Origin of the sequence: Streptomyces sp. BE303, from assembly GCF_036290945.1 — a bacterium.
Classification (GTDB): Bacteria; Actinomycetota; Actinomycetes; order Streptomycetales; family Streptomycetaceae; genus Kitasatospora.
The window spans coordinates 226834-250346 of sequence record NZ_JAQYWZ010000880.1; the positions used below are offsets into that span (position 1 = coordinate 226834).

Genomic DNA, 23513 nt, shown 5'->3' on the forward strand with positions numbered 1-23513 from the left:
TACCGATCGGTAACCGCTCTCCCTGACAGAAGGAGCGGTCTGGAGGTGTGCGGTTCGGACAGCATCGTCCGGGCCGCGCGCCTCCGGGTGTTACGAAAAGAGGTGGTCCGACCTGGTTGCCCGTCCGTCCGATGGCGGACGGCCGGGGTGAGGGCCAACAGGAGACTCTACGCCCGCGCACGCGCGGACCCGAATGCCGTTCGCATCTCGGGCGTGCGTACGGCCTGTGGACCGGGACCACCCGAAGCATCCTTGTCCTACGCAGAGAAGGGCAAATCGGTGTGATTCGCGACACATCGCACGGCGTGTCCCCATGCGACACGTCAACCTTTGGAGGGGATCGGGGGTCGGGTACTTGCGCGAACCGCCGCTCCCGTGTGGACTACGGCCACAGCCTCGGCATGGATGCCGAGCCGAATACTGGAGGTTATTCCCGTGAGCGCGACCGCGGACCCCGCGGACAAGTCCAACCCGGCAGCTCGTCTTGGCTTCGATGAGGGCCAGATCATCCAGGAGCTGGGGTTCGACGAAGACACTGACCAGGATCTCCGAGAGGGCATCGAGGAGATCACCGGTACGGATCTCGTCGACGAGGACTACGACGACGTCGCCGACGCTGTCCTGCTGTGGCACCGCGACGACGACGGGGACCTCACCGACTCCCTCGTCGACGCCCTGGAATACCTGGCCGAGGGCGGCCTGATCTGGCTGTTGACCCCGAAGACCGGTCGGGACGGCCACATCGAGGCCTCGGACATCGCCGACGCGGCCAAGACTGCAGGCCTTTCCCAGACCAGCTCGATCGCGGTCGCCAAGGACTGGGCGGCGACCCGCCTGGCAACCAAGTCCACGGCCAGGCCGGGCAAGCGCTGAGCACCCCCTGACGGGCCCGACCGGGCCCCGCCGGAGCATCCTCCGGCGGGGCCCGGTCCTTTTGGCGTTCCGACCGGAGGCCCTGACCAGCAGGTTGTTCGCCCAGGGCGAAAGCGGTGGCCCCGGACGGCGCGGCCGTCACCCGTCCGGCCGAACCGGTACCGACGAATGCGAGGATGGCGCTCGTCGCGCCCGCGGGGCGCGGCCCCTTCGCGTCAGAAAGGTCCCACCATGGCCATCGAGATCGGCACCGAGGCTCCGGACTTCGAGCTGAAGAACCAGCACGGCGAGCTGGTCCGGCTCTCCGACTTCCGGGGCGAGAAGAACGTCGTCCTGGTGTTCTACCCGTTCGCCTTCACCGGCGTCTGCACCGGCGAGGTCTGCGCGATCCAGAAGGAGCTGCCGCGCCTGCAGAACGACGAGGTGCAGGTCCTCGGCCTCTCCAACGACTCGCCGTTCAGCCAGCGGATCTTCGCCGACCAGGAGGGCCTGGACTTCCCGCTGCTCTCCGACTTCTGGCCGCACGGCGAGGTCTCGCGCGCCTACGGCGTCTTCGACGAGGAGAAGGGCTGCGCCGTCCGGGGCACCTTCGTGATCGACACGGCCGGCGTCGTCCGCTGGAGCGTCGTGAACGGCCTGCCGGACGCCCGTGACGAGCAGGAGTACCTGAAGGTCCTCGGCGCGCTCTGAGCCCCTCGGGCGGGGCCGGACGGGGCCACGGCGCGGGTGCGGTGCAGGTGCGGCGCGGTTCGGGGACGCGGTTCGGGCGGGGCCGGGGCGGTTCCGGTCCGGTTCGGGGCGCGGTTGCGGTCCGCTTCGCGTGCGATGCGGACAGGACTCGGATGCGGTTCGGTGGCCATGTCGGACCCGTTCGCTCACGCGGACGGGAACCCGGCACTACGATCGGTCCGTTGGCTGGTCAGAGGCCCGGCGGTGAATCGCCCCGGAGCCTTGAACCGCACCACGGGGGCACCAGGGCGTGCCTCCCGACTCTTGGAGGACAAGTGGGTGTCAGCCTGAGCAAGGGCGGCAATGTCTCGCTCACCAAGGAGGCCCCGGGCCTGACCGCCGTGATCGTCGGCCTTGGCTGGGACGTCCGCACCACCACGGGCACGGATTTCGACCTGGACGCCAGTGCGCTGCTCTGCAACGACCAGGGCAGGGTCGGCCTGGACGGCAACTTCGTCTTCTTCAACAACCTGAAGAGCCCCGACGGCTCCGTCGAGCACACCGGTGACAACCTCACCGGTGAGGGCGAGGGCGACGACGAGCAGATCAAGGTTAACCTGGCCACCGTGCCGGCCGACGTGGAGAAGATCGTCTTCCCGGTCTCGATCTACGACGCCGAGAACCGTACGCAGAACTTCGGCCAGGTCCGCAACGCCTTCATCCGCGTGGTGAACCAGGCGGACAACAAGGAGCTGGCCCGGTACGACCTCTCCGAGGACGCCTCCACCGAGACGGCGATGGTCTTCGGCGAGCTCTACCGCAACGGCGTCGAGTGGAAGTTCCGCGCCATCGGCCAGGGCTACGCCTCCGGCCTGCGCGGGATCGCCCAGGACTTCGGCGTCAACGTCTGAGCCGGGGCGGGGCCGGTGACGGCCCCCACGGGACAGCGCAGGCCGGGGCGGCCGCGGGTGCGAGGGCACCGGCGGCCGCCCCGGCCGTTCGCGTTCGGGGCGCCGTTCCGTGTCCGGAGCCGCGCGTTCCGTGTCCGGAGCCGCGCGGACTGCTTCGTGCGCCCCGGCTTCGAACCGGTCCGCCGCACTGGAAGGATGGGAGTTCAGGAAAGTTCAGCCGGCCGGAAGGGGCCGGCCGGGGTCGCGGGGGAATAGACCTGAGATGCGCCCCGGGAGGCAAGGGAGGAACGACAAGTCATGAGTGTCACGCTCGCCAAGGGTGGGAATGTCTCGCTCACGAAGGCCGCGCCGAATCTGACACAGGTGCAGATCGGTCTCGGCTGGGACGCCCGGTCCACGACCGGCGCGCCGTTCGACCTCGACGCGAGCGCGCTGCTCTGCTCGGGCGGTCGGGTGGTCGGTGACGAGTACTTCGTCTTCTACAACAACCTGAAGAGCCCCGAGGGCTCGGTCGAGCACACCGGTGACAACCTCACCGGTGACGGCGACGGCGACGACGAGGTCGTGCTGGTCAATCTGGACCTCGTGCCGCCGCAGATCGACAAGGTGGTCTTCCCGGTCTCGATCTACGACGCCGACTCGCGCCTGCAGAACTTCGGCCAGGTGCGCAACGCCTACATCCGGGTGGTCAACTCCCTGGACGGGCAGGAGATCGCCCGCTACGACCTCTCCGAGGACGCGTCCAGCGAGACCGCGATGATCTTCGGTGAGCTGTACCGGTACGCCGGCGAGTGGAAGTTCCGCGCGGTGGGTCAGGGCTACGCCTCGGGCCTGCGGGGCATTGCCCTCGATTTCGGCGTAAACGTACAGTAAAGGCCGCGATCGTCGCGTTCGACGCATTCGCCGTGTCGGACGTACCCGACGTCCTTGACGCCATGAACCCGAAAGGTAACCAAGTCCCGTGTTCCTCCGCACATTCGGCTGGTCATTCGCGATCACCATCGCAGGCCTGATCGCCGCCGGCCTGCTCTGGGGAGCCGAGGGATTCGGCATCGTGCTGATCCTCTCCATCCTGGAGATCTCCCTCTCGTTCGACAACGCGGTGGTCAACGCCACGGTGTTGAAGCGGATGAACCCGTACTGGCAGAAGATCTTCCTCACCATCGGCGTGCTGATCGCCGTCTTCGGTATGCGGCTGATCTTCCCGCTGCTGGTCGTCGGTCTCACCGCGCACCTCAACCCGGCGACGGTCATCGACCTCGCGCTGCACAGTGACAAGACCTACGAGGGCCACACCTACGCCCAGTACCTGGAAATGGCCAACCCGGCCATCGCGGCCTTCGGTGGCGTCTTCCTGCTGATGATCTTCCTCGACTTCATCTTCGAGGAGAAGGACTACAACTGGCTGGCCTGGATCGAGCGTCCGCTGGAGAAGGTCGGCAAGCTGGAGGCCTTCTCCACCGTCGTCGCCCTGGTCACCCTGCTGCTGGCGTCCAACTTCTTCGCCGGGGAGCACGCCGAGACGGTGCTGCTCGCCGGGGTGCTCGGCCTGGTCACCTACCTCTCCGTCAACGGGCTCTCCTCGGTCTTCGAGTCGGGGCTGGAGGAGGACGTCGAGAAGGAGGAGGCCGCCGAGAAGGGCGGCAAGTCCATCGTCCAGGTGGGCGGCAGGGCCGCGTTCTTCCTCTTCATGTACCTGGAGGTGCTCGACGCGTCGTTCTCCTTCGACGGCGTGGTCGGTGCGTTCGCCATCTCCAGCGACATCTTCCAGATCACCCTGGGCCTCGGTATCGGCGCGATGTACATCCGCTCGCTGACCGTCTTCCTGGTCCGCAAGGGCACCCTGGACGACTACGTCTACCTGGAGCACGGCGCGCACTACGCGATCGGCGCGCTGGCCGTGATCCTGATGGTCGGCATCGAGTACCACATCCCGGAGATCGTCACCGGCCTGATCGGTGTCGCCTTCATCGGCCTCGCCCTGGGGTCGTCCATCCTGCGCAACCGCCGCGAGTCCGCCGGAGGCGGGAGCGACGGGGGCGGGAGCGACGGAGAACGGGAACTCGTGAGTACGGGCAAGTAGCCCGCGAAACGCCGGAACGGCCGCCCCCCTGGAGTGGGGGGGCGGCCGTTCCGGCGTTTCGGGCTTCAGGCCCCGGGCCGGGGCTCGGGCCCTCAGGCCTTCGGGTGCGGTGTCTCAGCCGAGCTGCTGCTCGATGGCGCGCAGCTTGCGCTCCAGCGAGTCCAGCTTGGGCATCGACAGGGTGTCGTCGTCCGCCGTCAGGTCGATGGTCGAGCTGCGGTAGGAGGACGAGGAGGACGAGGAGGACAGCGAGGCGGAGGACGACGTCGACGTCGAGGCCGAGGAGCCGACGGCGGCGCGCGTCCGGCGGCCGGTGTCGAAGGAGCTCAGCGAGGCGGGCTCCAGCGCGGAGGAGGTGGACTTGGAGAGAGCGTCTGCCTCGGCGGCTAGGGCAGGCTCCGTAGTGCTCGGGCCGTCTCCGGCAGCGGCGAGCGCGGGAACCTGGCGGCCACTGCGGCCCCGGGAGAGCATCCCGCCCTGGCGGGAGATGGCCTTCAGCTCGGCGCGCTCGCGACGGTCGGCGCTGCGGGCACGCACCTTGGCGTCCAGCTTCGCCTGGCGCTCCTCGCGCACCTCCTCGACGGCCTCGTCCAGGCTGCGGACGTTCTCCAGCAGCATCAGCGACCAGGCGGCGTAGGTCTCGCGGGGCGCGCGCAGCCAGCGGACGATCCGGATCTGCGGCAGCGGGCGCGGCACCAGTCCCTGCTCGCGCAGCGCGGCCTTGCGGGTCTGCTTCAGCGCGCGGTCGAAGAGGATCGCGGCCGAGATCGACATGCCGGAGAAGAACTCCGGGGCGCCGTCGTGGGAGATGCCGCGCGGGGCGTGCACCCAGTTGAACCAGGCCGAGGCGATCGCGAACACCCAGACCAGCAGACGCGAGCCGAGCGCCGCGTCACCGTGGCTGGCCTCGCGGACGGCGAGCACCGAGCAGAACATCGCGGCACCGTCGAGGCCGAACGGGACGAGGTACTCCCACCCGTTCGACAGGCCGAGGTTCTCCTTGCCGAAGCCGACCAGGCCGTGGAAGGAGAGCGCGGCCGCGACGCCGGCGCAGCAGAACAGCAGGACGTAGGAGGAGATCCCGTAGATCATCTCCTTGCGCCGGCGGCGCTCCTCGCTGCGCTCCCAGGAGTCGCCCGAGTCCTGCTTCTTGGTGTTGTTCTTGAAGCGCAGCGTCGCCACCAGGATGGCTGTGAAGAGCAGGGCTGCGCCGCCGATGACGGTCCAGACCAGCTGTATGGAGGTCAGGTTCATTGCGGGTCGGGCCTCAGGTTTCCGCAGGGGACAGGTCACGGTGCGACACAGGCGGTCAGGGCTCGTCCCCGGGACCGGGCCTGACGGTGCGTCGTTGTCGACGGGCGTCCGCCGTGCCCGGGCAGGGACGGGCGGGACACCTGTGCGGCTAGACGATATCGCGTCCGAAGTGGCCGCATGGTACGGGAGGGTGGCTTCGCCCCGCCAATCGACCCGCCGGTGCCCGTCGGGTGGCCCTCCGGCGGCCGTCGGACGCCGTTCCGGCGGTGCCTCGGCGTGCCGTGGAGGGCCGGGTGACGGCCGGTCGTGCGCCCCGGTGGAGGCTACGGAGGTGGTTCGGAAGGCGTTGCGGAAGCTGGTCGGGGTGCGTCGGGAGGCGCCTCGGAAAGTGCGGCGGAACGTGCGTCGGAGGATGTTTCGGGAGGTGGCCCGGAAGTCGGTCGGGGGCCGGACCGGGGCCGGACCGGGGGCTGTCTCGATGGTGCACGAAGGGGCTTCGGGGTGGCCGTGGGGGCGGCTATAGGGGCGGCTGCGGGCCGCGGGAGGTGATGCGGCGGTGGTGGGCTGCCGGGTGCCGGGCCGGCGGGGTCCGGGTGGCGTCCGGCCGCTGTCCGGACGGTGTCCGGTAACCGGCGGTGGGTAGGGAGTTCAGGTACCCGGGGGCGGGCTGATGCCCGATCATGGAGCGGCGGCCCGTCAGATCGACTGACGGGGCTGGGGGAGGACGGCATGGCCTCGATTTGGGAGTACCTGCGCGGGGAGCGGAACAGCCTCGACACGAGCGGGCAGTACAAGATCACCCTCACCAAGTCGCAGCCGCACCACGCGATCACCGGTGCGGCTGCCACCACCGGCTACCTCTACGTCAACCTGCACTGGACCACCCGGATAGGAGCTTCGCGGGCGTCCGGCCGGGACGCCCTCCGGAGGCTCCTGAACCCGCGCATCCTCCGCCCGATGGAGCCGGACACGGCGCAGAACACGCAGGTCAACGTGGACCTCGACCTGGCCTGCATGTACGAGCTGACCGACGGCAGCCGGGGTGTGGTGCAGCCGCTGGGCGGCTACTTCGGGGACCTCCAGCACCCGCCGTTCGTCAAGCTCAGCGGCGACGACCAGTACGGGGCGCCGTCCGGCGAGACGATGTACGTCAACCTGGAGAAGAAGGACCAGTTCAAGCGGCTGCTGATCTTCGTCTACATCTACGACGGCACGCCGGCGTTCGAACAGGCCAACGCGGTGGTGACGATCGTGCCGCAGTCCGGGCCGCGGATCGAGATCCATTTGGAGGAGCGGGCCTCGGCGGCGCGGTCGTGCGCGGTGGTGCTGATCGAGAACACCGGGGACAACACGCTGACGGTCCGCCGCGAGGTGCGGTACGTCAACGGGTTCCAGGCCGACATCGACCGGCTGTACGGCTTCGGGATGCAGTGGCAGCGCGGGTACAAGGGGTCGGCGACGGCGGACTGAGGGGCGCGGGGGTCGGTAGGGCGGCGCCTGGCGAGCCCGTGCGCTCCCGGACGCCGCAGCCGGTGTGCTGCGGCGGTCGGGCGGGGTAGTGGCGCGGCGGGGTGCTCGTGCGGGGGAATGGGTCAGCGGGGCTGGAACTGCGGGCCCTGCGGCGGCAGCGCGAACTCCTCGGGGGCGGCCTGCGGCTGCACCGGCTGCTGGGCAGGCTGTTGCTGGGCCGGCTGCTGCTGGGACTGCGGAGCACCGGTGTTGGGCTGCGGGTAGCCGTAGCCGCCCTGCTGCGGGGGCTGGGCCTGCTGCGGGTAGCCGTACCCGGCGGCGGCCTGCTGCTGCGGGTAGGGCTGCTGCTGTGGATAGCCGTACCCCGGGCGCTGGGCGGGCTGGGGGTAGCCGTAGCCGCCCGCCTGCTGCGGATAGCCGTAACCGCCCGGCTGCTGCGCCGGGGGCGCCGTCGGGGCGGGCGGGGCCGTCGGCGGCACCGTGGGCGGGGCGACCGGCGGAGGGGGCGTGTTCGCCGGGACGCCGGTGGGCGCCGAAGCGGCTGCGGCCGACGGCTGCGGCACGGCGGGAGCCAGCGTGAACGTGCCCGGTTCGGGGCGCGGGGCAGGGCGGGGGTCGGGCAGCGCGGCGCGCGGGTCGACGGCGGGGGCGACCGGGGAGGGCGGCTGGGAGGCGGCGGCCGGCGCGCCGGCCGGGGCCTGGGTGTCGCCCTCGTCCTCGACGGTGATGCCGAAGTCGGTGGCCAGACCGATCAGCCCGGTGGAGTAGCCCTGCCCGACGGCGCGGAACTTCCAGACGCCGCCCCGGCGGTACAGCTCGCCCGCGACGAGTGCCGTGACCTCGTCGCCGTCGGCCATGGCGAACTCGGCGATGGCGGTCGCGCCCTCGCCGGCGCCCGCGTCGAAGAGCAGCAGGCGCAGCCCGCTCACCGAGCGGAACGACCCGCCCTCGGAGGAGCCGGCGAGCACCACCCGCTCGACCTCGGCGGGCAGTTTGCCGAGGTCGGCCTCGACGGTGTCCGCGATCTCGGTGCCGCCCGAGGTCTGCTGCTTGGGCAGGTGGCGCACCAGGCCGGACGGGTGGCGCGGCTGGTTGTAGAAGACGAAGTCGGCGTCCGAACGGACCTTGCCGTCGGTACCGAGCAGGAGTGCGGAGGCGTCCACGTCCGGCGCACCGGGCGTGGCGCTCCAGCGCAGCACGGCGCGGACCGCCGCCACCGGCAGTGCGATGTTGGCGCCCTTGGCCATCACGTGCGTCATAGCCGACCATCCTGCCTGTTCGCCACCCCTTCGGACAACGTGACCGGAGGTGGCGGATCGGTGGGACTTTGCCAACGCTTGCGCTTTGTGAAGCGGAAGGTAACCTTCCGAGAATTCGATGTTTCGGAAGTGCATTCGACCGGGCGGCGTCCGTACGATGGACGATCGAGGGGTCCGGAGGTCCGGTCAAGGGGGATCGGGCCGGTTCCCGTCCGGGAACCATCGCGGCTGCCGGGCCGGTTCATCCGGGTGTCGGCACCGCCTCGCCCACTGCTCCCGTGTCCCGTCCCGCGTTCTGTTCTCGCATCCGCCGGACCGGCGGCCGAACCCTGAGGAGAGCACCTTGCGCCACTTCGGCCACCTCGCGGACGACGTACGCGACCGGCTCTTTCTCGAATCGCCGCGGGTGTTCACCCCGGACAGTGACGCGGCCGTCCTGGCGACCGCACTCGGCGCCACGCTCTACAGTCCGGCGACCCGGCCGACGCTGCGGACCGACATCCGCAAGCAGGCCGCGCAGGGCGTCGTCTCGATGGTCCTCTGCCTGGAGGACGCGATCGCCGACCACGAGGTGCCGGCCGCCGAGGCGAACCTGGTGGCCCGGTTCGGGGAGCTCTTCGAGGAGGTGTCCGCGGCCGCTTCGGGCCGTGAAATCTCCACGGATTGCGCACATGATCTGCCCCTCCTCTTCATCAGGGTGCGGACACCCGCCCAGATCACCGACCTCGTCGGCCGACTCGGCCCGGCCGTCGGCCTGCTCACCGGATTCGTCCTGCCGAAGTTCACCGAGGAGAACGGCGGGGACTTCCTGGAGGCGCTCGCCGCCGCCGAGGCGACCACCGGCCGGCGGCTGTTCGCCATGCCGGTCCTGGAGTCGCCCGAACTGGCCCACCTGGAGACCCGCCGGGAGCAGCTGTTCGGCATAGCCCGGCTGCTCGACAAGTACCGCGAGCGCGTCCTCGCCGTCCGGCTCGGAGTCACCGACCTCTGCTCCGCGTACGGCCTGCGCCGCTCGCCCGACCTGACCGCGTACGACGTGGCCCTGGTCGCCGCCGTGATCGGGGACGTGGTCAACGTGCTCGGCCGGGCCGACGGCACCGGGTTCACCGTCACCGGCCCGGTCTGGGAGTACTTCCCCGTCCAGGAACGGATGTTCAAGCCGCAGTTGCGCCGCACCCCGTTCGTCGAGGCCGAGCCCTCCGGGGTGGCGGTGCGGCAGCGGATCATCGAGCACGACCTCGACGGGCTGATCCGCGAGATCGAGCTCGACCGCGCCAACGGCCTGCTCGGCAAGACCTGCATCCACCCCAGCCACGTGCCCGCCGTGCACGCCCTCTCGGTGGTCACGCACGAGGAGTACAGCGACGCCCGGGACATCCTCGACCAGGAGCGCGGCGGGGGCGGGGTGATGCGCTCGGCGTACACCAACAAGATGAACGAGGCCAAGCCCCACCGGGCCTGGGCCGAGCGGGTGCTGCTTCGGGCGGAGGTGTTCGGCGTGGCCCGGGAGGACGTCAGCTTCGCGGAGCTGCTCTCGGCCTGCCTCTGCCGGTGAGGACCGCCGCCCGGGGCCGGGGCCGTCTTCGGGCGGCCCGTCCGTCGTGCGCGCCCGTTCCGGCGGCGGGTCGCCCCCGGGGCGCGTCCCGGGTGTCCGTCGTTGCTCGTTCATGGAGCGTCGTAGAACGTCGTAGAACGTCTTAGATCGCTGTAGTCCGTCGTAGTCCGTCGCCGTTCGTCCAGATGTGAACCGCACCACCGAAAGCAGGACCCGTAGTGACAGGACGTCTCGTGGCAGCACCGCAGGAGTGGACCGGCCGATGGGTGGCCGAGCGGGCCGGTGTCGGCCTGACCGGCTCCGAGCGGCTCCCCGAACTGGTCGGCCTCGCCCTGCGGGAGAACCGCAAGCGGGCCCATCTGCTGGTCTCCACCGTGCTCGGCAAGCACGTCCCGCAGCTTCCCGCCGTGGTCCACGGCGCCGGGCTCGACCTCGGCCGCCGGGTCCGCGAGCTGCTCGGCGACGAGGCCGCGGCGCGCGCCGTCGTGCTCGGCTACGCCGAGACCGCCACGGGCCTCGGCCACAGCGTCGCCGACGGCCTGGACGCCCCCTACCTGCACTCCACCCGCCGCCCGGTGCCCGGCGTCGATCCGGTCGGCGGCTTCGAGGAGGAGCACTCGCACGCCACCTCCCACCTGCTGCTGCCCACCGACCCCCGGCTGCTCGCCGGGGACGGGCCGCTGGTGCTGGTGGACGACGAGTTCTCCACCGGCACCACCGCGCTCAACACCATCCGCGCGCTCCACGCCCACCACCAGCGGGACCACTACGTGGTGGTCGCGCTGGTCGACCTGCGGGGTGCCGCCGACCGGCAGCGGCTCGCCTCCGTCGCCGCCGAACTCGGTGCCCGGCTCGACCTGGTGGCCCTGGCCGGCGGCGGCGTCGAGCTCCCCGAGGACATCCTGGACCGCGCCGAGCGGCTGATCGCCGACGCCGGACCGGCGCCCGAGCCGCCGCCCGCCCCCGCGGCCCCGCTGGTCCGCGCCGAGCTCGCCTGGCCGGCCGGCCTGCCGGAGGGCGGCCGGCACGGCTTCACCCGCGAGCACCGGGCCCGTTTCGACGCCGCGCTCCCGGAGCTGGGCCGGCAGCTGGCGGCCGTCGTGGCCGGTGACGGCGGCGGCGCCTCCGACGGCGGTGCGTCCGGTGACGGTGACAGCGCCGGTGCGTCCGGTGACGGCGGCGGGCGGGTGCTGGTGCTCGGCTTCGAGGAGCTGATGTACACGCCGCTGCGGCTGGCCGGCGCCCTCGCCGAACGGCTCCCCGGCGGCGCCGAGCGGGTCCACTTCTCCACCACCACCCGCTCGCCCGTCCTCGCGGTCGACGACCCCGGCTACGCCATCCGCACCCGGCTCGCCTTCCCCGCCCACGACGACCCCGCCGACGACGCCTCGCGCGAGCGGTACGCCTACAACGTCGCCCCCGGCGCCGACCCGGCCCGCCGCTTCGCCACCGTCGTCCTGGTGGTCGACGACGTCGCCGACACCCCCGCACTGCACGAGGGCGAGCGCGCCCTGATCGGCCAGCTGCGACGGGTCACCGACCGGGTGGTGCTCGCCGTCCTGCCCACGCACCGGCCGGGCGGCACGGCGGCGGGCGGCGCGGCGGAGGGTGCTCTGGCGGGCGCCCCGGAGTCCCGGCTGCCGCGCCCGCTGTACGGTCCGGCGTTCTCCTCCTACCGCGCCGACGAGGTGGCCTGGCTGCTCAAGGACCTCTCCGGCGTCGCGCTGGAGGCGCCCACCGAGGAGCGGGAGGAGGCCGTGCAGAGCGGCGGCGCCCACTACGCGGAGTCACTGCCGGTCGAGTACCAGCCGAGCCCCGAGTACCAGGAGCTGTTCCACCAGGCGCTGCGGGTCTCCGCCCGGCGGATCGCCCTCGCCGTCGGCACCGTCGCCGAGACGCTGGTCGCCGAACGCGGCCGGGGTCTGGTGCTCGCCTCCCTGGCCCGCGCCGGGACGCCCGTCGGCGTCCTGATCCGCCGCTGGCTGGCCGCCGGACACGGCGTCGAAGCCCCCCACTACGCCGTCTCCATCGTCCGGGGCCGCGGCATCGACCCGGTCGCCCTGCGGTACCTGGCCGCCCACCACCGGGCCTCCGACGTGGTCTTCGTCGACGGCTGGACCGGCAAGGGCGCGATCACCCGCGAACTCGACGAGGCCTTGGCGGGCAGCGGCTTCGACTCCGGGCTGGCCGTCCTCGCCGACCCCGGCCGCTGCGTGCGCACCTTCGGCACCCGGGACGACTTCCTGATCCCCTCCGCCTGCCTCAACTCGACCGTCTCCGGCCTCGTCTCGCGCACCGTGCTGCGCACCGACCTGATCGGCCCGGACGACTTCCACGGCGCCAAGCACTACACCGACCTGGCCGGCGCCGACGTCTCCGGTGCCTTCCTGGACACCGTCGCCGACCACTTCGACGCCGTCCGGGCCGAGGCCGTCGCCGCGGCCGGCCGGTTCCTCGACACCGACCGCGCCGCGGACCGCACGCCCGACTGGGCCGGCTGGGCCGCCGTCGAACGGATCAGCGCCGAGTACGGCATCGACGACATCAACCTGGTCAAGCCCGGCGTCGGCGAGACCACCCGGGTCATGCTGCGCCGCGTCCCCTGGCGGGTCCTGGCCCGCCGCGGCGCAGGCGCGGACCTCGACCACGTCCGCCTGCTCGCCGCCCAGCGCGGCGTCCCCGTCGAGGAGGTCGACGATCTGCCGTACTCGTGCGTCGGCCTGATCCACCCCCGCTACAGCCGGGGAGCGACCGGCGCCTCCGGCACGGCCGTCCTGGTGAAGGAGTCCTGAACCGATGAGCAGCCCCCGTGGTTCGCTGCCCCGCGGCTTCCTGGTCGCGAGCGACCTCGACCGCACCCTGATCTACTCCAACCGCGCCCTCGCCCTGGACGTGCCCGACCGGCTCGCGCCACGCCTGCTCTCCGTCGAGGTGCACGACGGCAAGGCGCTCTCCTTCATGACCGAGCAGGCCGCCGCACTGCTGGTGGAGCTGACCCAGGAGGCCCTGTTCGTCCCCGCCACCACCCGCACCCGGGCCCAGTACGAGCGGGTCAACCTGCCCGGCCCGACGCCCGGTTGGGTCCCGTCGTACGCGATCTGCAGCAACGGCGGACGGCTGCTCGTCGACGGCGTGCCGGACGAGGACTGGGAGGCCGAGATGGCCGGCCGACTGGCCGCCGGGGCGGCGCCGCTGGCCGAGGTGGTCGAGCACCTGGCCCTCTGCGCAGACCCGGAGTGGACGCACAAGCGCCGGGTCGCCGACGAGCTCTTCGCGTACCTGGTGGTCGAGCGGGCCGAGCTGCCGGTCGGCTGGCTGGAGGAGCTCACCGGCTGGTGTGCCGAACGCGGCTGGAGCGTCTCGCTCCAGGGCCGCAAGGTGTACGCGGTGCCGGGGCCGCTGAGCAAGAGCGCCGCCCTGGCCGAGGTCCGGCGCCGGGCCGGTGTCGAGGCCGGTGACGAGGCCGGTGTCGACGGCGTGGACGGTGTTGACGGCGTGGACGGTGTTGACGGCGGGCCCGCCGTGCTCGCCGCCGGTGACTCCCTGCTGGACGCCGACCTGCTGCTCGCCGCCGACGCCGCCTGGCGCCCCGGGCACGGCGAGCTGGCCGACAGCGGTTGGACGGCCCCCGGTGTCACCGCCCTCGACGAGGTCGGGGTGGCCGCCGGCGAGGAGATCGTCCGACGGTTCCTGGCCCGCGTCCGAGGCGAGGCGGACGACCTCGTCCCGGTCGCCGTCCGCTAGCGGAAGCGCACCGGTGGCCCGGTGGCCCGGTGGCCCCTACGACCGTAGGGGCCACCGGGCCGCCGGGCGCGTCAGAAGCGGTGTTCCTCAGCTGCAGCATCCGCCGCCGCAGCAGCCGCCCCCGCCGGAGGCCTGCTGCGGCGCGCCACCGGACGACCCCGCGCCGGTCACGGCGACGGCCGACAGCAGCTTGACGGTGTCCTCGTGGCCCTGCGGGCAGACCGCGGGGTCGTTGGCCTGGGCCATCGTGCGGCGGAGTTCGAACGTGGCCCCGCAGGAGCGGCAGCGGAAGTCGTAGCGTGGCATACCCCGCAGCGTAGCCGGGGTCCGCGTCCGGGCGCCCGTGTCCGCGCATTCCGGCCTTCGGCTCCCGGCTTCCGGCGCTCGGCCCGGAGCTCCAGACTTCCGGCCTTCCCCCCGGCTACTACCGCTGTCCGCCCAGGTCGCCGCGGATCAGCTCCACCACGTTCGCCGCCTTCTCCCGCACCGCGGCCAGCTCGGTCAGGAACCGCCAGTAGTCCGGATGCCGCCCGGCCTCCTCCAACTCGACCGCCGCCCGGTCCAGCCGCGCCACCGCGGCATCCAGCGGAGCCGCGTGCCGCGGGTCAGGCGCCTGGCGCCCGGCCATCGCGAGCCGCTGCGCGTCCCGCAGCGCGAACCGGGTGCGCTCGATCTCCCGGCTCGGGTCGTGCTGCACCTCGTTCAGCTGCCGCAGCCGCTCGTTCACCGCGACCACCGAGCCGTCCGCCGTCTCCAGCAGGGCCCGCACCGTGCCGAGCGCGGCCGTCGCGTCCGGCCACCGCTGCTCGTCGCGCGCCCGTGCGGCCTCGGCCAGCTTCCCCTCGGCCGCCCGCCGGGCCTCCACCACCTGGTCCGGCACCCGCTGGAGGTCCTGCCAGCACGCGATGGTGAACCGCCGGCGCAACTCGCTCAGCGCAGGCTCCACCGTCTCCGCCTTGGTCTCCAGCGCCTGGATCCTGGTCCGCAGACTGGCCACCCGGCGGTCGATCTCCCGAGCCCGCTCCGGCAGCTGCTCCGCGTCCGCCGCGATCGACTCCGCGCGCTCCTTCACCCGCTCCGCGCGCTGCAGGGTCGCCTCCACGCCGTGCCGGCCCGCGCCCTCGTTCAGCCGCCCCAGCTCCGGCGCCAGCTCGGCCAGCCGCGCCGCCAGGTCGTCCGCCCGCAGCCCCGCGCCGCGCACCGCCTCCAGCGCGTTGCTCGCCGCCAGCAGCGCGTGCTTGGCCTGCTCCACCGCCGGCGCCACCCGCATCAACTGCGACTCGGCCCGGTCCAGCGACGGCTGCAGCTTCCGCAGGAAGTCGTTCAGCTCCGCCAGCGCCGAGCCGAGCTGCCCCTTCACGTCGTTCAACTGGTTCCTGGCCCGCGCCGCCGCGCCGGACTCCAGCTCCTCCGCGTCCAGGTCGTGCGCGTCCAGAGCCGCCAGGTAGTTGACGGTCACCTGGTCCACCCGGCCGGAGATCGCCTCGAAGTCCGACACCGCCCGCCGGGCCGTCGCACTGTCCCCGACCGCGCGCACCGTCTCCACCGCCAGCCGCACCTCGCGCTGGGCCGAGTCCACCTCGTAGAACGCCTGCTGCGCCGCGTCCCGGGCCGCCCGGGCGTCCGACCGCGCCCCGTCACCGCCGCGCCGCCCCCACCAGCCCCCGCCGGTCCCGAACGACGCCGCCCCGGCCGCCCCCAGCACGCCCGCGACCACCAGCGGCAGCACCAGCGCCTCGGCCATCACACCCCCCGGCCACCGCCGCCCCCGCCCGCCTCCGCCGGCCACCCTCACTGTGCGCTCCCTGCTCCGACAGCTGATCCACCGCCCATTGTTCCCGATCACCCCACCCGACCGGCACCCCACCCGTCCCACCCACCGAGCACCTGCACCACACCACCCCGCGGACCAGGTACTCTGGGCACTCGTCGTGCGCCCTCCACAGGCCCACGACCAGGGGCGCGTAGCTCAGTGGTAGAGCGCTGCTCTTACAAAGCAGATGTCGGCGGTTCGAAACCGTCCGCGCCCACAGCGGAGAAGGGCCAGTTCGGAGGAGTGAATCCTCACGAACTGGCCCTTGATCGTTTCCTCGCTCCCAGAGATCCCCCAGTGTCTCCGCGTGTTCGAAAGCCGCTCGCGCCCATCAGTGCAGATGCCCCGGACCGCGGGCGGTTCGGGGCATCCGGCATCTCGGACCGACATCGGTGACGAACCCGTACTGCGCCCCGTCCGGTCGAATCACCGGGGCACTCCCGGCCGGGTCGTGCAGTGGCGACGCGCGTTCGCAACCGGCCGCTTCTGAGTCCGGGACAGCCGGTGACGTTGAAGGCCGTGAAGTTCGGTGAGAGCTGCCCGTAGCGGTGTTCACCCGCGTGCGGGTGGGGGTGGGGTTCCGGGGGTCAGGGGAGGCGGGTTTCGAGGATGCGGAGGGTGTCGGTGATGCGGATGGTGCGGGTGACGAGGAGGCCGGCGCGGGTGGCGAGGGTGCGGTAGTCGGACTCCGGGCGGTCCTGGCCGCCGACCAGGACGGTGAGGAGGAGGCCGCGGAAGAGGGCCTCCTGGTCGGACTCCTCGTCGACCATGCCCTCGATGACGAGGAGGGTGGAGTCGGGGCGCATGGCCTCGCGGATGCGTTCCAGGATGCGGACGATGGTGTCGTCGTCCCAGTCGTGCAGGGCGCGCTTGATGGTGTAGACGTCCGCGCCGGGCGGGACGGAGTCGAAGAAGTCGCCGGCCACCACCTCGTAGCGGCCGTCGACGCCGGAGGCGGCGAGGAGGTCCTCGGCGAGGGGGACGGTCTCGGGGCGTTCGAGGATGGTGCCGCGGAGGGCGGGGTTCTCGGTGAGGATCGCGGCGAGGAGGCTGCCGAGGCCGCCGGCGACGTCGACGACGTGGTGGGCGGCGGTGAAGTCGTAGGCGCGCGCGGCGGCGGTGCTCTCGGCGACGGAGACGGCGCTCATGGCGGCGTTGAAGCGCTGCTTGGCGTCCGGGTCGGTCTTGGTGAGCTCCCAGAAGGAGACGCCGCCGTTGGCGACCTCGAAGGAGGACTCGCCGGTGCGCACCGAGTGCAGCAGGTCGCCCCAGGCGGCCCAGTGCCAGTTGGCGGCCATGAAGCGGGCGTCGGTGGACTCGGGGTTGCCGGGTTCGCTCACCAGGACGGCGGAGAGCGGGGACTGGGCGTACGTCCGGCCGTCCGGGAGGCGGTGGAACACCCCGTAGGTGGTGAGGGCGCGCAGCAGGCGGCCCAGGGTGGGGGCGTGGGTGCCGGTGAGTTCGGCGAGTTCGGTGACGGTGCGCTCGCCCGAGACCAGCAGGTCGGGTATGCCGAGTTCGGCGGCGACGTGGATGGCGCGGGCCCGCCACGCCCCTTGGAGCAGGGCGACCATGTCCTGGTGGGCGTCGAAGGTCTCGGGCTGCTGGGGCATCTGGGTCTCCGTGGGTCGCGAGGACGGGGGAGGTGCGAGGGGGCCGGCCCGCAGCTCGGGCCGGCCCCCTGCGGTGCTAGGCGGTGTGCGCCGGCGGGATGTTGTGGTTGTAGCGGAACGCGTTGGCCGGGTCCCAGGCCGTCTTGAGGGCGACCAGCCGCTCGTAGGCGTCGGCGGTGTAGGCCTCGCGGACGTACGCGGGGTCGGTGTGGGCGATGCCGGCCATGAAGTTGAGCATGCGGGTGCCGCTGTACCAGGGCTCGAAGGTCGCCACGACCTTGGCCTGGGCGGCGAGGACCTCGTCGTCGGCGCCGGTGCCGAGCACGCCGGCCGCGTACACCTGGAACGGTGCGGGTACGTGGGCGACGGCGTTGGGCGTCTTCGGCGGGCGGGCCAGGGCGCCGCCGAGCTGGCGCAGTTCCAGGCCGACCACGCTGTGGGTGCCCGGCCCGACGAGGGACAGCACGGCCTCCACGACGTCCTCGTCGAAGGTGCGGAGCTGGAACGTGTTGATGTGGTACGAGCCGGGCGTGGGCGGGTCGTTGTGGATGGTGCCGACCTCGGTGTACGGCATGTCGGTGACCGTGTCGAGCAGGGTGGGGGCGACCTCGCGCAGCGGCCGGATCAGCCGCTCGCCCTCCTCCGGCGTGCCCAGGTAGCAGAGCCGCAGGTGCAGGGCGAAGCGCCCGCGCAGTTCGGCGGGCACGCCGTCGACGTCCGGCCAGTCGAGCATGAAGAAGGAGGAGCTCATCTCGTCGGGCATCTCGGCCGCCCACGTGCGGTAGCGGTGCAGGGCCGCGCGGGTGGACTCGGCCGGGAACCAGAGGCCGCCGCCGTACACCCGGGTCAGTTCGACCAGGCCGACCTCGATCGCGGTCACCGCACCGAAGTTGCCCTTGCCGCCGCGCAGCGCCCAGTACAGGTCGGGGTTCTCGTCCTCGGTGGCCACCCGGGGCTCGCCGTCGGCGGTGACGACCTCGATCCGGTGGACGTGGTCGGCGGCGAAGCCGTGCTGCCGGGAGAGGACGCCGACGCCGCCGCCGAGCGTGTAGGAGACGGCGCCCACGAACGGGGCCGAACCGTTGAGCGGGGCGAGGCCGTGTTCGGCGGCGGCCGGGATGACGTCCTCCCACAGGACCCCGGCCTCCAGCCGTGCGGTGCGCTGCTCCGGGTCGATCCGCACGCCCGTCATCCGGCCGGTGGCGAGGTAGAGGGCGTCGCCGTCGGCGGGCACCGAGGCTCCGTGGCCGGTGTTCTGGACGGCGACGCCGAGCCCGAGCCCGGCGGCGAAGCGGACGGCGGTGGCGACGTCGTCGGCGTTCTCCGGGACGACGACGAGGGCGGGCCGGTGCACGACCGAGCGGTCGAAGCCCGCGGTGTGCTCGGCGTAGCCGGGTTCCCCGGGCAGGAAGACGTCGCCGGCGAGGCGCAGGGAGAGGGCCGCGGTCTCCTCGGGGGTGACGGTCGTGCCGCCGCTGGAGGGGGTGCCGTGGGTGGCGGTGTTCTTCTCGTTCACTTGGTGCCTTCTTCTCCATCGTTCCGTGGTCCGCGGCCGGCTGTCTGGTGCGGGCCGCGCGGGTGGTTCGGTCCGGGTGGTTCCGCGGGGCGGGTGCGGTGTCGAACGGGCATGCGTGTCAACGGGATTGGCCGTTCGCTTCGTGCGATTCGCCGGCGGTGCCGGGTGCCTGGCCCACCATTCCGGCCGTGAGCGTACTGCCGTCCGCCGGGTCGATGAGCAGGAACGAGCCGTTCCGGCGCGAGCGCGCGTACGGGTCCAGGGGGAGCGGTTCGGCGGTGCGCAGCGTGACCCGGCCGAGGTCGTTGACGGAGAGGCTGCCGTGTGCCGGGGAGGGGCGCAGGCCGTCCGGGTCGAGCCGGACGGGAATGGCGGTGACCAGTGCGGGGACGGTCCGGGTGGCGTGTTTGACGAGGACCCGGGCGCCCTCGCGCAGGGGCCGGTCGTGCAGGTGGCAGACGGTGGCCTCGACGGTGCGGGTCGGGCGCGGCGCGGCGTCGACGGGGGCGATGAGGTCGCCGCGCGCCACGTCGAGGTCGTCGGCGAGCCGGAGGCTGACGGACTGCGGGGCGCGGGCGGAGTCCACCGGGGTGCCGAGCGCGTCGATGGCGGTGACGGTGCTGGTCAGGCCGGCCGGCAGTACGGTGACGCGGTCGCCGACGCGCAGGGTGCCGGCGGTGATCCGGCCCGCGTAGCCGCGCTGTCCGGTGGCGCCGGGGCGGATGACGTACTGCACGGGGAAGCGGGCCGGCGTGTCGTCCGGTTCGGCGGTGGCGGGCACCGTCTCCAGGTGGTCGAGCAGGGTCGGCCCGCCGTACCAGTCCATCCGGGTGGAGGCGGTGACGACGTTGTCGCCGTCGCGGGCCGAGATGGGGATCGCGGTGACCTCGGACACGCCCAACGACCTTGCCAGGGCGGTGAATTCGTTGACCACGGCGGTGAACGGGGCGGCGCGGAAGTCGACCAGGTCCAGCTTGTTCACGGCGAGCAGCAGGTGCGGCACCCGTAAGAGGGCGGCGACGGCGGTGTGCCGCCGGGTCTGTTCGACGACGCCGTGCCGGACGTCGGTCAGGATCACCATGAGCTCGGCGGTCGAGGCGCCGGTCACCATGTTGCGAGTGTACTGGACGTGTCCGGGGGTGTCGGCGAGCACGAACCGCCTTCTGGGCGTGGCGAAGTAGCGGTAGGCGACGTCGATGGTGATGCCCTGTTCGCGTTCGGCGCGCAGCCCGTCGGTGAGCAGGGCGAGGTCCGGTACGGACAGGCCGCGGGCGCGCGAGGCGTGCTCGACGGCGGCCAGCTGGTCTGACAGGACGGACCGGGAGTCGTGCAGCAGTCGCCCGGCGAGAGTGGACTTGCCGTCGTCGACGGAGCCGGCGGTGGCGAAGCGCAGCAGCGAGGTCGCGGTGGTGGTGAGGGCCTCGGCGGGTTGCCCGGTGGCGGCGGTCATGGCTAGAAGTACCCCTCGCGCTTGCGGTCCTCCATGGCGGTGTCGGAGAGCCGGTCGTCGGCGCGGGTGGCGCCGCGTTCGGTCAGCCGGGACGCGGCGATCTCCGTGATGACCGCGCGCACCGTCATCGCGCTCGACTCGACGGCGCCGGTGCAGGCCATGTCGCCGACGGTGCGGTAGCGGACCGTCCGCTTCTCGGCGTGCTCGTCGGCGCGGGGGCCGCCCCAGTCGCCGGCGGTGAGCCACATGCCGTCGCGGCGGAAGACCTCCCGGTCGTGGGCGAAGTAGATGCCGGGCAGCTCGATGTGCTCGCGTTCGACGTACTGCCAGACGTCGAGCTCGGTCCAGTTGGAGAGCGGGAAGACCCGGAAGTGCTCGCCGGGGCCGTGCCGGCCGTTGTACAGCTGCCACAGTTCGGGGCGCTGGCGGCGAGGGTCCCAGCCGCCGAACTCGTCCCTCAGGCTGAACACCCGTTCCTTGGCCCGGGCCTTCTCCTCGTCGCGGCGCGCACCGCCGAACACGGCGTCGAAGCGGTGGAGTTCGACGGCCCGGCGCAGGCAGTGGGTCTGCAGCGGGTTGCGGCTGCCGTCCGGGCGCTCGGTCAGTTCGCCCCGGTCGATGGACTCCTGGACGAGGGCGACGTGCAGCCGCAGCCCGTACGCGGCGACGACGCGGTCCCGGTAGGCGAGGACCTCCGGGAAGTTGTGGCCGGTGTCGACGTGCAGCAGCGGGAAGGGCAGCGGCGCGGGGGCGAAGGCCTTCCGGGCCAGGTGCAGCATCACCACGGAGTCCTTGCCGCCGGAGAACAGCAGCACCGGGCGCTCGGCCTCGCCGACCGCCTCGCGGATGATGTGCACGGCCTCCGACTCGATCTCGGTCAGGTGGTTCACAGCAGCCCCCGTCCGGCGAGCAGGCCGAGCAGGGCGGTGACCGACTCCTCGACGCTCTGCCGGTCGGTGGGCAGGACGAGGTCGGGCCGGGCGGGTGGCTCGTACGGGTCGTCGACGCCGGTGAGCCCGGTGAGGTCGCCGGCCGCCTGCCGCGCGTACAGGCCCTTGACGTCGCGCCGCGCGCACTCCTCGACCGGGGTGGCGACGTGCACCTCCAGGTAGGTGGTCGCGGAGTGCTCGTGGCGCTTCCGGACGGCCTCCCGGGCGTCCGCGTACGGCGCGATCACCGGGGCGAGGACGAGGACCCCGTTGCGGGCCAGCACCTCGGCGACCAGGCCGATCCGCTGGACGTTGGCGAAGCGGTCCTCCCGGCTGAAGCCGAGGTCGGCGGTGAGCAGGGTGCGGCTGCGGTCGCCGTCCAGGATCTCGACCCGGCGGAAGCCGGGTTCGAGACGGCGGGCGGTCTCGGCCGCGATGGTCGACTTGCCGGAACTCGGCAGCCCGGTGAGCCAGACGGTGGCACCGGGCCAGCAGGTGCAGTACGGGCGGTGGGGGGTCATCGGCCACTCCGTAGCCTGGGTCGGTGGGTTTCGGCCCGGTCCGCGGGCAGGGCCAGCAGGGCGCGGACGGCCGCGGTCAGCCGGCGGCGGCGCTGCTCCGCGGACGGCGCGGTGTGGGTGGCGGAGCGCCAGGCGACGAAGCCGTCGGGGCGGACCAGCACGGCGCCGCCGCGGCCGGTGCCGCAGGACCGGGTGAAGGACAGGGCCGGGGGCAGGGACTCGCCGGCCGGCAGGACGTGCGCGCGCAGTGGGACGCCGAGGTCGCGGGCGACCTCGGCGGCGGTGGTGCGCCACCGTTCGTCGGCGGTGAGCAGGGTGAGCACGGGGCCGGTCCGGGTGGTGGGTGCGCAGAGGTCGAGGGTGGAGGCGGTGACGGTGCGGTCGCCGCGCCGCAGCCGGACGGGGACGTGCGGCAGGCGGGTGCCGGGGGCGCCGGTCAGGGCGAACGCGGCGGGGAAGGCGTCGGCGGCCGGGTCGGCGGGTCGGTCGCGGTCGGCGGGCCGGGCGGGCGGCCCGGCCGGGTCCGGGAGATCCGGGAGGTCGGCGAGGCCCGCGAGGTCGGCCGGGTCGGACAGGCCGTCGGGGACGGAGGCCGAGCGGTAGCGGTAGCCCATGATGATGGTGCGCGGGTCGGCGGGGAGCGTCCCGCCGAGGCGGTCGGAGGGGACGCCGTCGAGCAGCAGGGTCTGCCGGGCGGTGGCGATGCCGACCGGGCGCCGTTCGGCGTCGTAGCTGTCGAGCAGGGCGGGGCCGGCCCAGCCGCGCAGGACGGCGGCGAGCTTCCAGGCGAGGTTGTGCGCGTCCTGGATGCCCATGTTGGATCCGTAGCCGCCGGCCGGCGGGTGCAGGTGGGCGGCGTCCCCGACCAGCAGGACGGGGCCCTGCCGGTACCGGTCGGCCATCCGGTGCCGGGCCTGCCAGTGGAAGGTGGCGGCCAGGTCGATCCGGATGCCGGGCACGCCGATCGCGGCCCGCAGCAGTTCCAGGCACCGTTCGGGCGCGGGCGCGGGCGCGGCCTGCGGAGCGTCCGGGAGGTTCGGGGTGCCGGGGCCGGGGCCGGGGCCGGGGCCGAGGGCGGTGGCCTCCACGGCCGCCGCCCAGCCGTGCGCGTCGTTGAGCTGCATCAGCGCGCCGGAGAAACCGGGGTTGTCGATCATGCTCATGAAGAAGCGGCGGTGCCCGATCAGCCCGGCCAGATCGGCCCGGAACAGGATGCTGGTGCGGCGGGCCACCGTACCGAGGCCGGTCCGGACGACGCCGACGTGCTCGGGGATCCAGCCGTGCGCGCCGTCGGCGGCGACCAGGTAGCGGGCGGAGAGCCGTTCGAGGCCGCCGTCCGGGCGCCGGACCCGGGCGAGCACGCCGTCCTCCCCGACGTCCAGCCCGACCAGCTCGTGGCCGAACCGGACGTCCGCCCCGGCCCGGACGGCGCCCTCGCGGAGCAGTGGCTCCATGCGGTCCTGACCGCACCAGAACGGCGGGCACGGTCCTGGGACGGCGAGCTCCTCCTCGCCGGTCTCCAGGACCTCGGCGTCGTCCAGCCGGGCGAGCGAGGGGATGCCGATCACCGTGCGGGGGAGCACCCGGTCCGGCTCGGTGCGGGCCCGCGGATCGTCGCCGGGCACCACCTCGAAGCCGACCGCCGCGACCGCCGGCTCCAGACCGGCCTCGCGCAGCAGCTCCATGGTGCGGCGGGTGACATGGGTGGCCCGGGGCAGCGGCGAGGTGGCGGCCCGGCGTTCCAGCAGCCGGACCGCGACCCCGGCGCGGGCCAGGAACAGCGCCGTCGCCAGGCCCGTCGGTCCTCCTCCGACGACCAGTACGGTCATGGGCGCAGCTTCTCCTTGTCCGCT

Annotated in this window: 19 protein-coding genes and 1 tRNA gene; 10 read left to right on the forward strand and 10 right to left on the reverse strand. The window is 72.9% G+C overall.

Going from position 1 to position 23513, the window contains the following annotated elements:
- Positions 1–435: 435 nt before the first annotated feature.
- The 5 genes from PUR56_RS32290 (at position 436) to PUR56_RS32310 (ending at position 4536) form a co-directional block, all read left to right on the forward strand.
- A complete protein-coding gene (locus PUR56_RS32290; RefSeq protein WP_329878965.1) occupies positions 436–873 on the forward strand; it encodes a DUF3052 domain-containing protein in 438 nt (145 codons plus the stop codon).
- A 231-nt stretch (positions 874–1104) separates the two neighbouring features.
- Positions 1105–1563 (forward strand): peroxiredoxin, encoded by a 459-nt coding sequence (locus tag PUR56_RS32295; protein WP_329878964.1) that lies wholly within the window; start codon positions 1105–1107, stop codon positions 1561–1563.
- A 314-nt stretch (positions 1564–1877) separates the two neighbouring features.
- Entirely contained in the window at positions 1878–2453 is a 576-nt protein-coding gene (locus PUR56_RS32300) for a TerD family protein (RefSeq protein ID WP_329878963.1), read from the forward strand.
- Positions 2454–2750: 297 nt separating this feature from the next.
- A complete protein-coding gene (locus tag PUR56_RS32305; RefSeq protein WP_329878962.1) occupies positions 2751–3326 on the forward strand; it encodes a TerD family protein in 576 nt (191 codons plus the stop codon).
- Between the two features lie 88 nt (positions 3327–3414).
- A complete protein-coding gene (locus PUR56_RS32310) occupies positions 3415–4536 on the forward strand; it encodes a DUF475 domain-containing protein (RefSeq protein WP_329951549.1) in 1122 nt (373 codons plus the stop codon).
- A 114-nt stretch (positions 4537–4650) separates the two neighbouring features.
- Here PUR56_RS32310 and PUR56_RS32315 read toward each other — a convergent pair whose 3' ends face one another.
- The gene (locus PUR56_RS32315) at positions 4651–5790 is read right to left on the reverse strand and encodes a DUF2637 domain-containing protein (protein ID WP_329951550.1); all 1140 of its coding nucleotides are present in this window, start codon (positions 5788–5790) and stop codon (positions 4651–4653) included.
- Positions 5791–6519: 729 nt separating this feature from the next.
- Between PUR56_RS32315 and PUR56_RS32320 the strand changes: the two genes are divergently transcribed.
- Entirely contained in the window at positions 6520–7260 is a 741-nt protein-coding gene (locus PUR56_RS32320; RefSeq protein ID WP_329878959.1) for a Tellurium resistance, read from the forward strand.
- A 122-nt stretch (positions 7261–7382) separates the two neighbouring features.
- On the opposite strand, the gene PUR56_RS32325 is transcribed toward PUR56_RS32320, so the two are convergent.
- Positions 7383–8519, reverse strand: a complete 1137-nt coding sequence (locus tag PUR56_RS32325) for a TerD family protein (protein ID WP_329951551.1) — start codon at positions 8517–8519, stop codon at positions 7383–7385.
- A 343-nt stretch (positions 8520–8862) separates the two neighbouring features.
- On the opposite strand from PUR56_RS32325, the gene PUR56_RS32330 reads away from it, so the two are divergent.
- From PUR56_RS32330 to PUR56_RS32340, 3 genes are all read left to right on the forward strand, one after another.
- Positions 8863–10074 carry an HpcH/HpaI aldolase/citrate lyase family protein gene (locus PUR56_RS32330; protein WP_329951552.1) on the forward strand — a complete coding sequence of 404 codons (1212 nt, stop codon included), beginning with the start codon at positions 8863–8865 and terminating at the stop codon, positions 10072–10074.
- 233 nt (positions 10075–10307) lie between these two features.
- Positions 10308–12866 carry a phosphoribosyltransferase gene (locus PUR56_RS32335; RefSeq protein WP_329951553.1) on the forward strand — a complete coding sequence of 853 codons (2559 nt, stop codon included), beginning with the start codon at positions 10308–10310 and terminating at the stop codon, positions 12864–12866.
- 4 nt (positions 12867–12870) lie between these two features.
- Complete coding sequence (locus PUR56_RS32340) at positions 12871–13818, forward strand: HAD family hydrolase (RefSeq protein ID WP_329951554.1); 948 nt, start codon at positions 12871–12873, stop codon at positions 13816–13818.
- A gap of 87 nt (positions 13819–13905) precedes the next feature.
- Here PUR56_RS32340 and PUR56_RS32345 read toward each other — a convergent pair whose 3' ends face one another.
- Together PUR56_RS32345 and PUR56_RS32350 are read right to left on the reverse strand one after the other, a co-directional pair.
- A complete protein-coding gene (locus tag PUR56_RS32345; RefSeq protein ID WP_329951555.1) occupies positions 13906–14124 on the reverse strand; it encodes an FmdB family zinc ribbon protein in 219 nt (72 codons plus the stop codon).
- Between the two features lie 118 nt (positions 14125–14242).
- Entirely contained in the window at positions 14243–15562 is a 1320-nt protein-coding gene (locus PUR56_RS32350; protein ID WP_329878953.1) for a hypothetical protein, read from the reverse strand.
- 214 nt (positions 15563–15776) lie between these two features.
- On the opposite strand from PUR56_RS32350, the gene PUR56_RS32355 reads away from it, so the two are divergent.
- Positions 15777–15848 (forward strand) — tRNA-Val (locus tag PUR56_RS32355).
- 370 nt (positions 15849–16218) lie between these two features.
- Here PUR56_RS32355 and PUR56_RS32360 read toward each other — a convergent pair.
- The 6 genes from PUR56_RS32360 to PUR56_RS32385 form a co-directional block, all read right to left on the reverse strand.
- A complete protein-coding gene (locus tag PUR56_RS32360) occupies positions 16219–17244 on the reverse strand; it encodes a methyltransferase (RefSeq protein WP_329878952.1) in 1026 nt (341 codons plus the stop codon).
- Positions 17245–17320: 76 nt separating this feature from the next.
- Positions 17321–18760 carry an FAD-binding oxidoreductase gene (locus PUR56_RS32365; protein ID WP_329878951.1) on the reverse strand — a complete coding sequence of 480 codons (1440 nt, stop codon included), beginning with the start codon at positions 18758–18760 and terminating at the stop codon, positions 17321–17323.
- A 118-nt stretch (positions 18761–18878) separates the two neighbouring features.
- Entirely contained in the window at positions 18879–20210 is a 1332-nt protein-coding gene (locus PUR56_RS32370; protein WP_329951556.1) for a sulfate adenylyltransferase subunit 1, read from the reverse strand.
- Between the two features lie 2 nt (positions 20211–20212).
- A complete protein-coding gene (gene cysD, locus PUR56_RS32375; RefSeq protein ID WP_329878949.1) occupies positions 20213–21100 on the reverse strand; it encodes a sulfate adenylyltransferase subunit CysD in 888 nt (295 codons plus the stop codon).
- Positions 21097–21660, reverse strand: coding sequence for an adenylyl-sulfate kinase (gene cysC, locus PUR56_RS32380; protein WP_329878948.1), 564 nt, complete (start codon positions 21658–21660; stop codon positions 21097–21099). The genes cysD and cysC overlap by 4 nt, the downstream gene beginning before the upstream one ends.
- The gene (locus tag PUR56_RS32385; protein WP_329951557.1) at positions 21657–23489 is read right to left on the reverse strand and encodes an FAD-dependent oxidoreductase; all 1833 of its coding nucleotides are present in this window, start codon (positions 23487–23489) and stop codon (positions 21657–21659) included. Before PUR56_RS32385 ends, cysC begins: the two co-directional genes overlap by 4 nt.
- Positions 23490–23513 lie beyond the last annotated feature (24 nt).

Coding starts and splice junctions, on each gene's coding strand:
- PUR56_RS32320 (WP_329878959.1), top strand. CDS start 6,520: ATGGCCTCGATTTGGGAGTACCTGCGCGGGGAGCGGAACAGCCTCGAC.
- PUR56_RS32350 (WP_329878953.1), bottom strand. CDS start 15,562: ATGGCCGAGGCGCTGGTGCTGCCGCTGGTGGTCGCGGGCGTGCTGGGG.
- PUR56_RS32315 (WP_329951550.1), bottom strand. CDS start 5,790: ATGAACCTGACCTCCATACAGCTGGTCTGGACCGTCATCGGCGGCGCA.
- PUR56_RS32370 (WP_329951556.1), bottom strand. CDS start 20,210: ATGACCGCCGCCACCGGGCAACCCGCCGAGGCCCTCACCACCACCGCG.
- PUR56_RS32340 (WP_329951554.1), top strand. CDS start 12,871: ATGAGCAGCCCCCGTGGTTCGCTGCCCCGCGGCTTCCTGGTCGCGAGC.
- PUR56_RS32295 (WP_329878964.1), top strand. CDS start 1,105: ATGGCCATCGAGATCGGCACCGAGGCTCCGGACTTCGAGCTGAAGAAC.
- PUR56_RS32305 (WP_329878962.1), top strand. CDS start 2,751: ATGAGTGTCACGCTCGCCAAGGGTGGGAATGTCTCGCTCACGAAGGCC.
- cysC (WP_329878948.1), bottom strand. CDS start 21,660: ATGACCCCCCACCGCCCGTACTGCACCTGCTGGCCCGGTGCCACCGTC.
- PUR56_RS32360 (WP_329878952.1), bottom strand. CDS start 17,244: ATGCCCCAGCAGCCCGAGACCTTCGACGCCCACCAGGACATGGTCGCC.
- PUR56_RS32325 (WP_329951551.1), bottom strand. CDS start 8,519: ATGACGCACGTGATGGCCAAGGGCGCCAACATCGCACTGCCGGTGGCG.
- PUR56_RS32345 (WP_329951555.1), bottom strand. CDS start 14,124: ATGCCACGCTACGACTTCCGCTGCCGCTCCTGCGGGGCCACGTTCGAA.
- PUR56_RS32385 (WP_329951557.1), bottom strand. CDS start 23,489: ATGACCGTACTGGTCGTCGGAGGAGGACCGACGGGCCTGGCGACGGCG.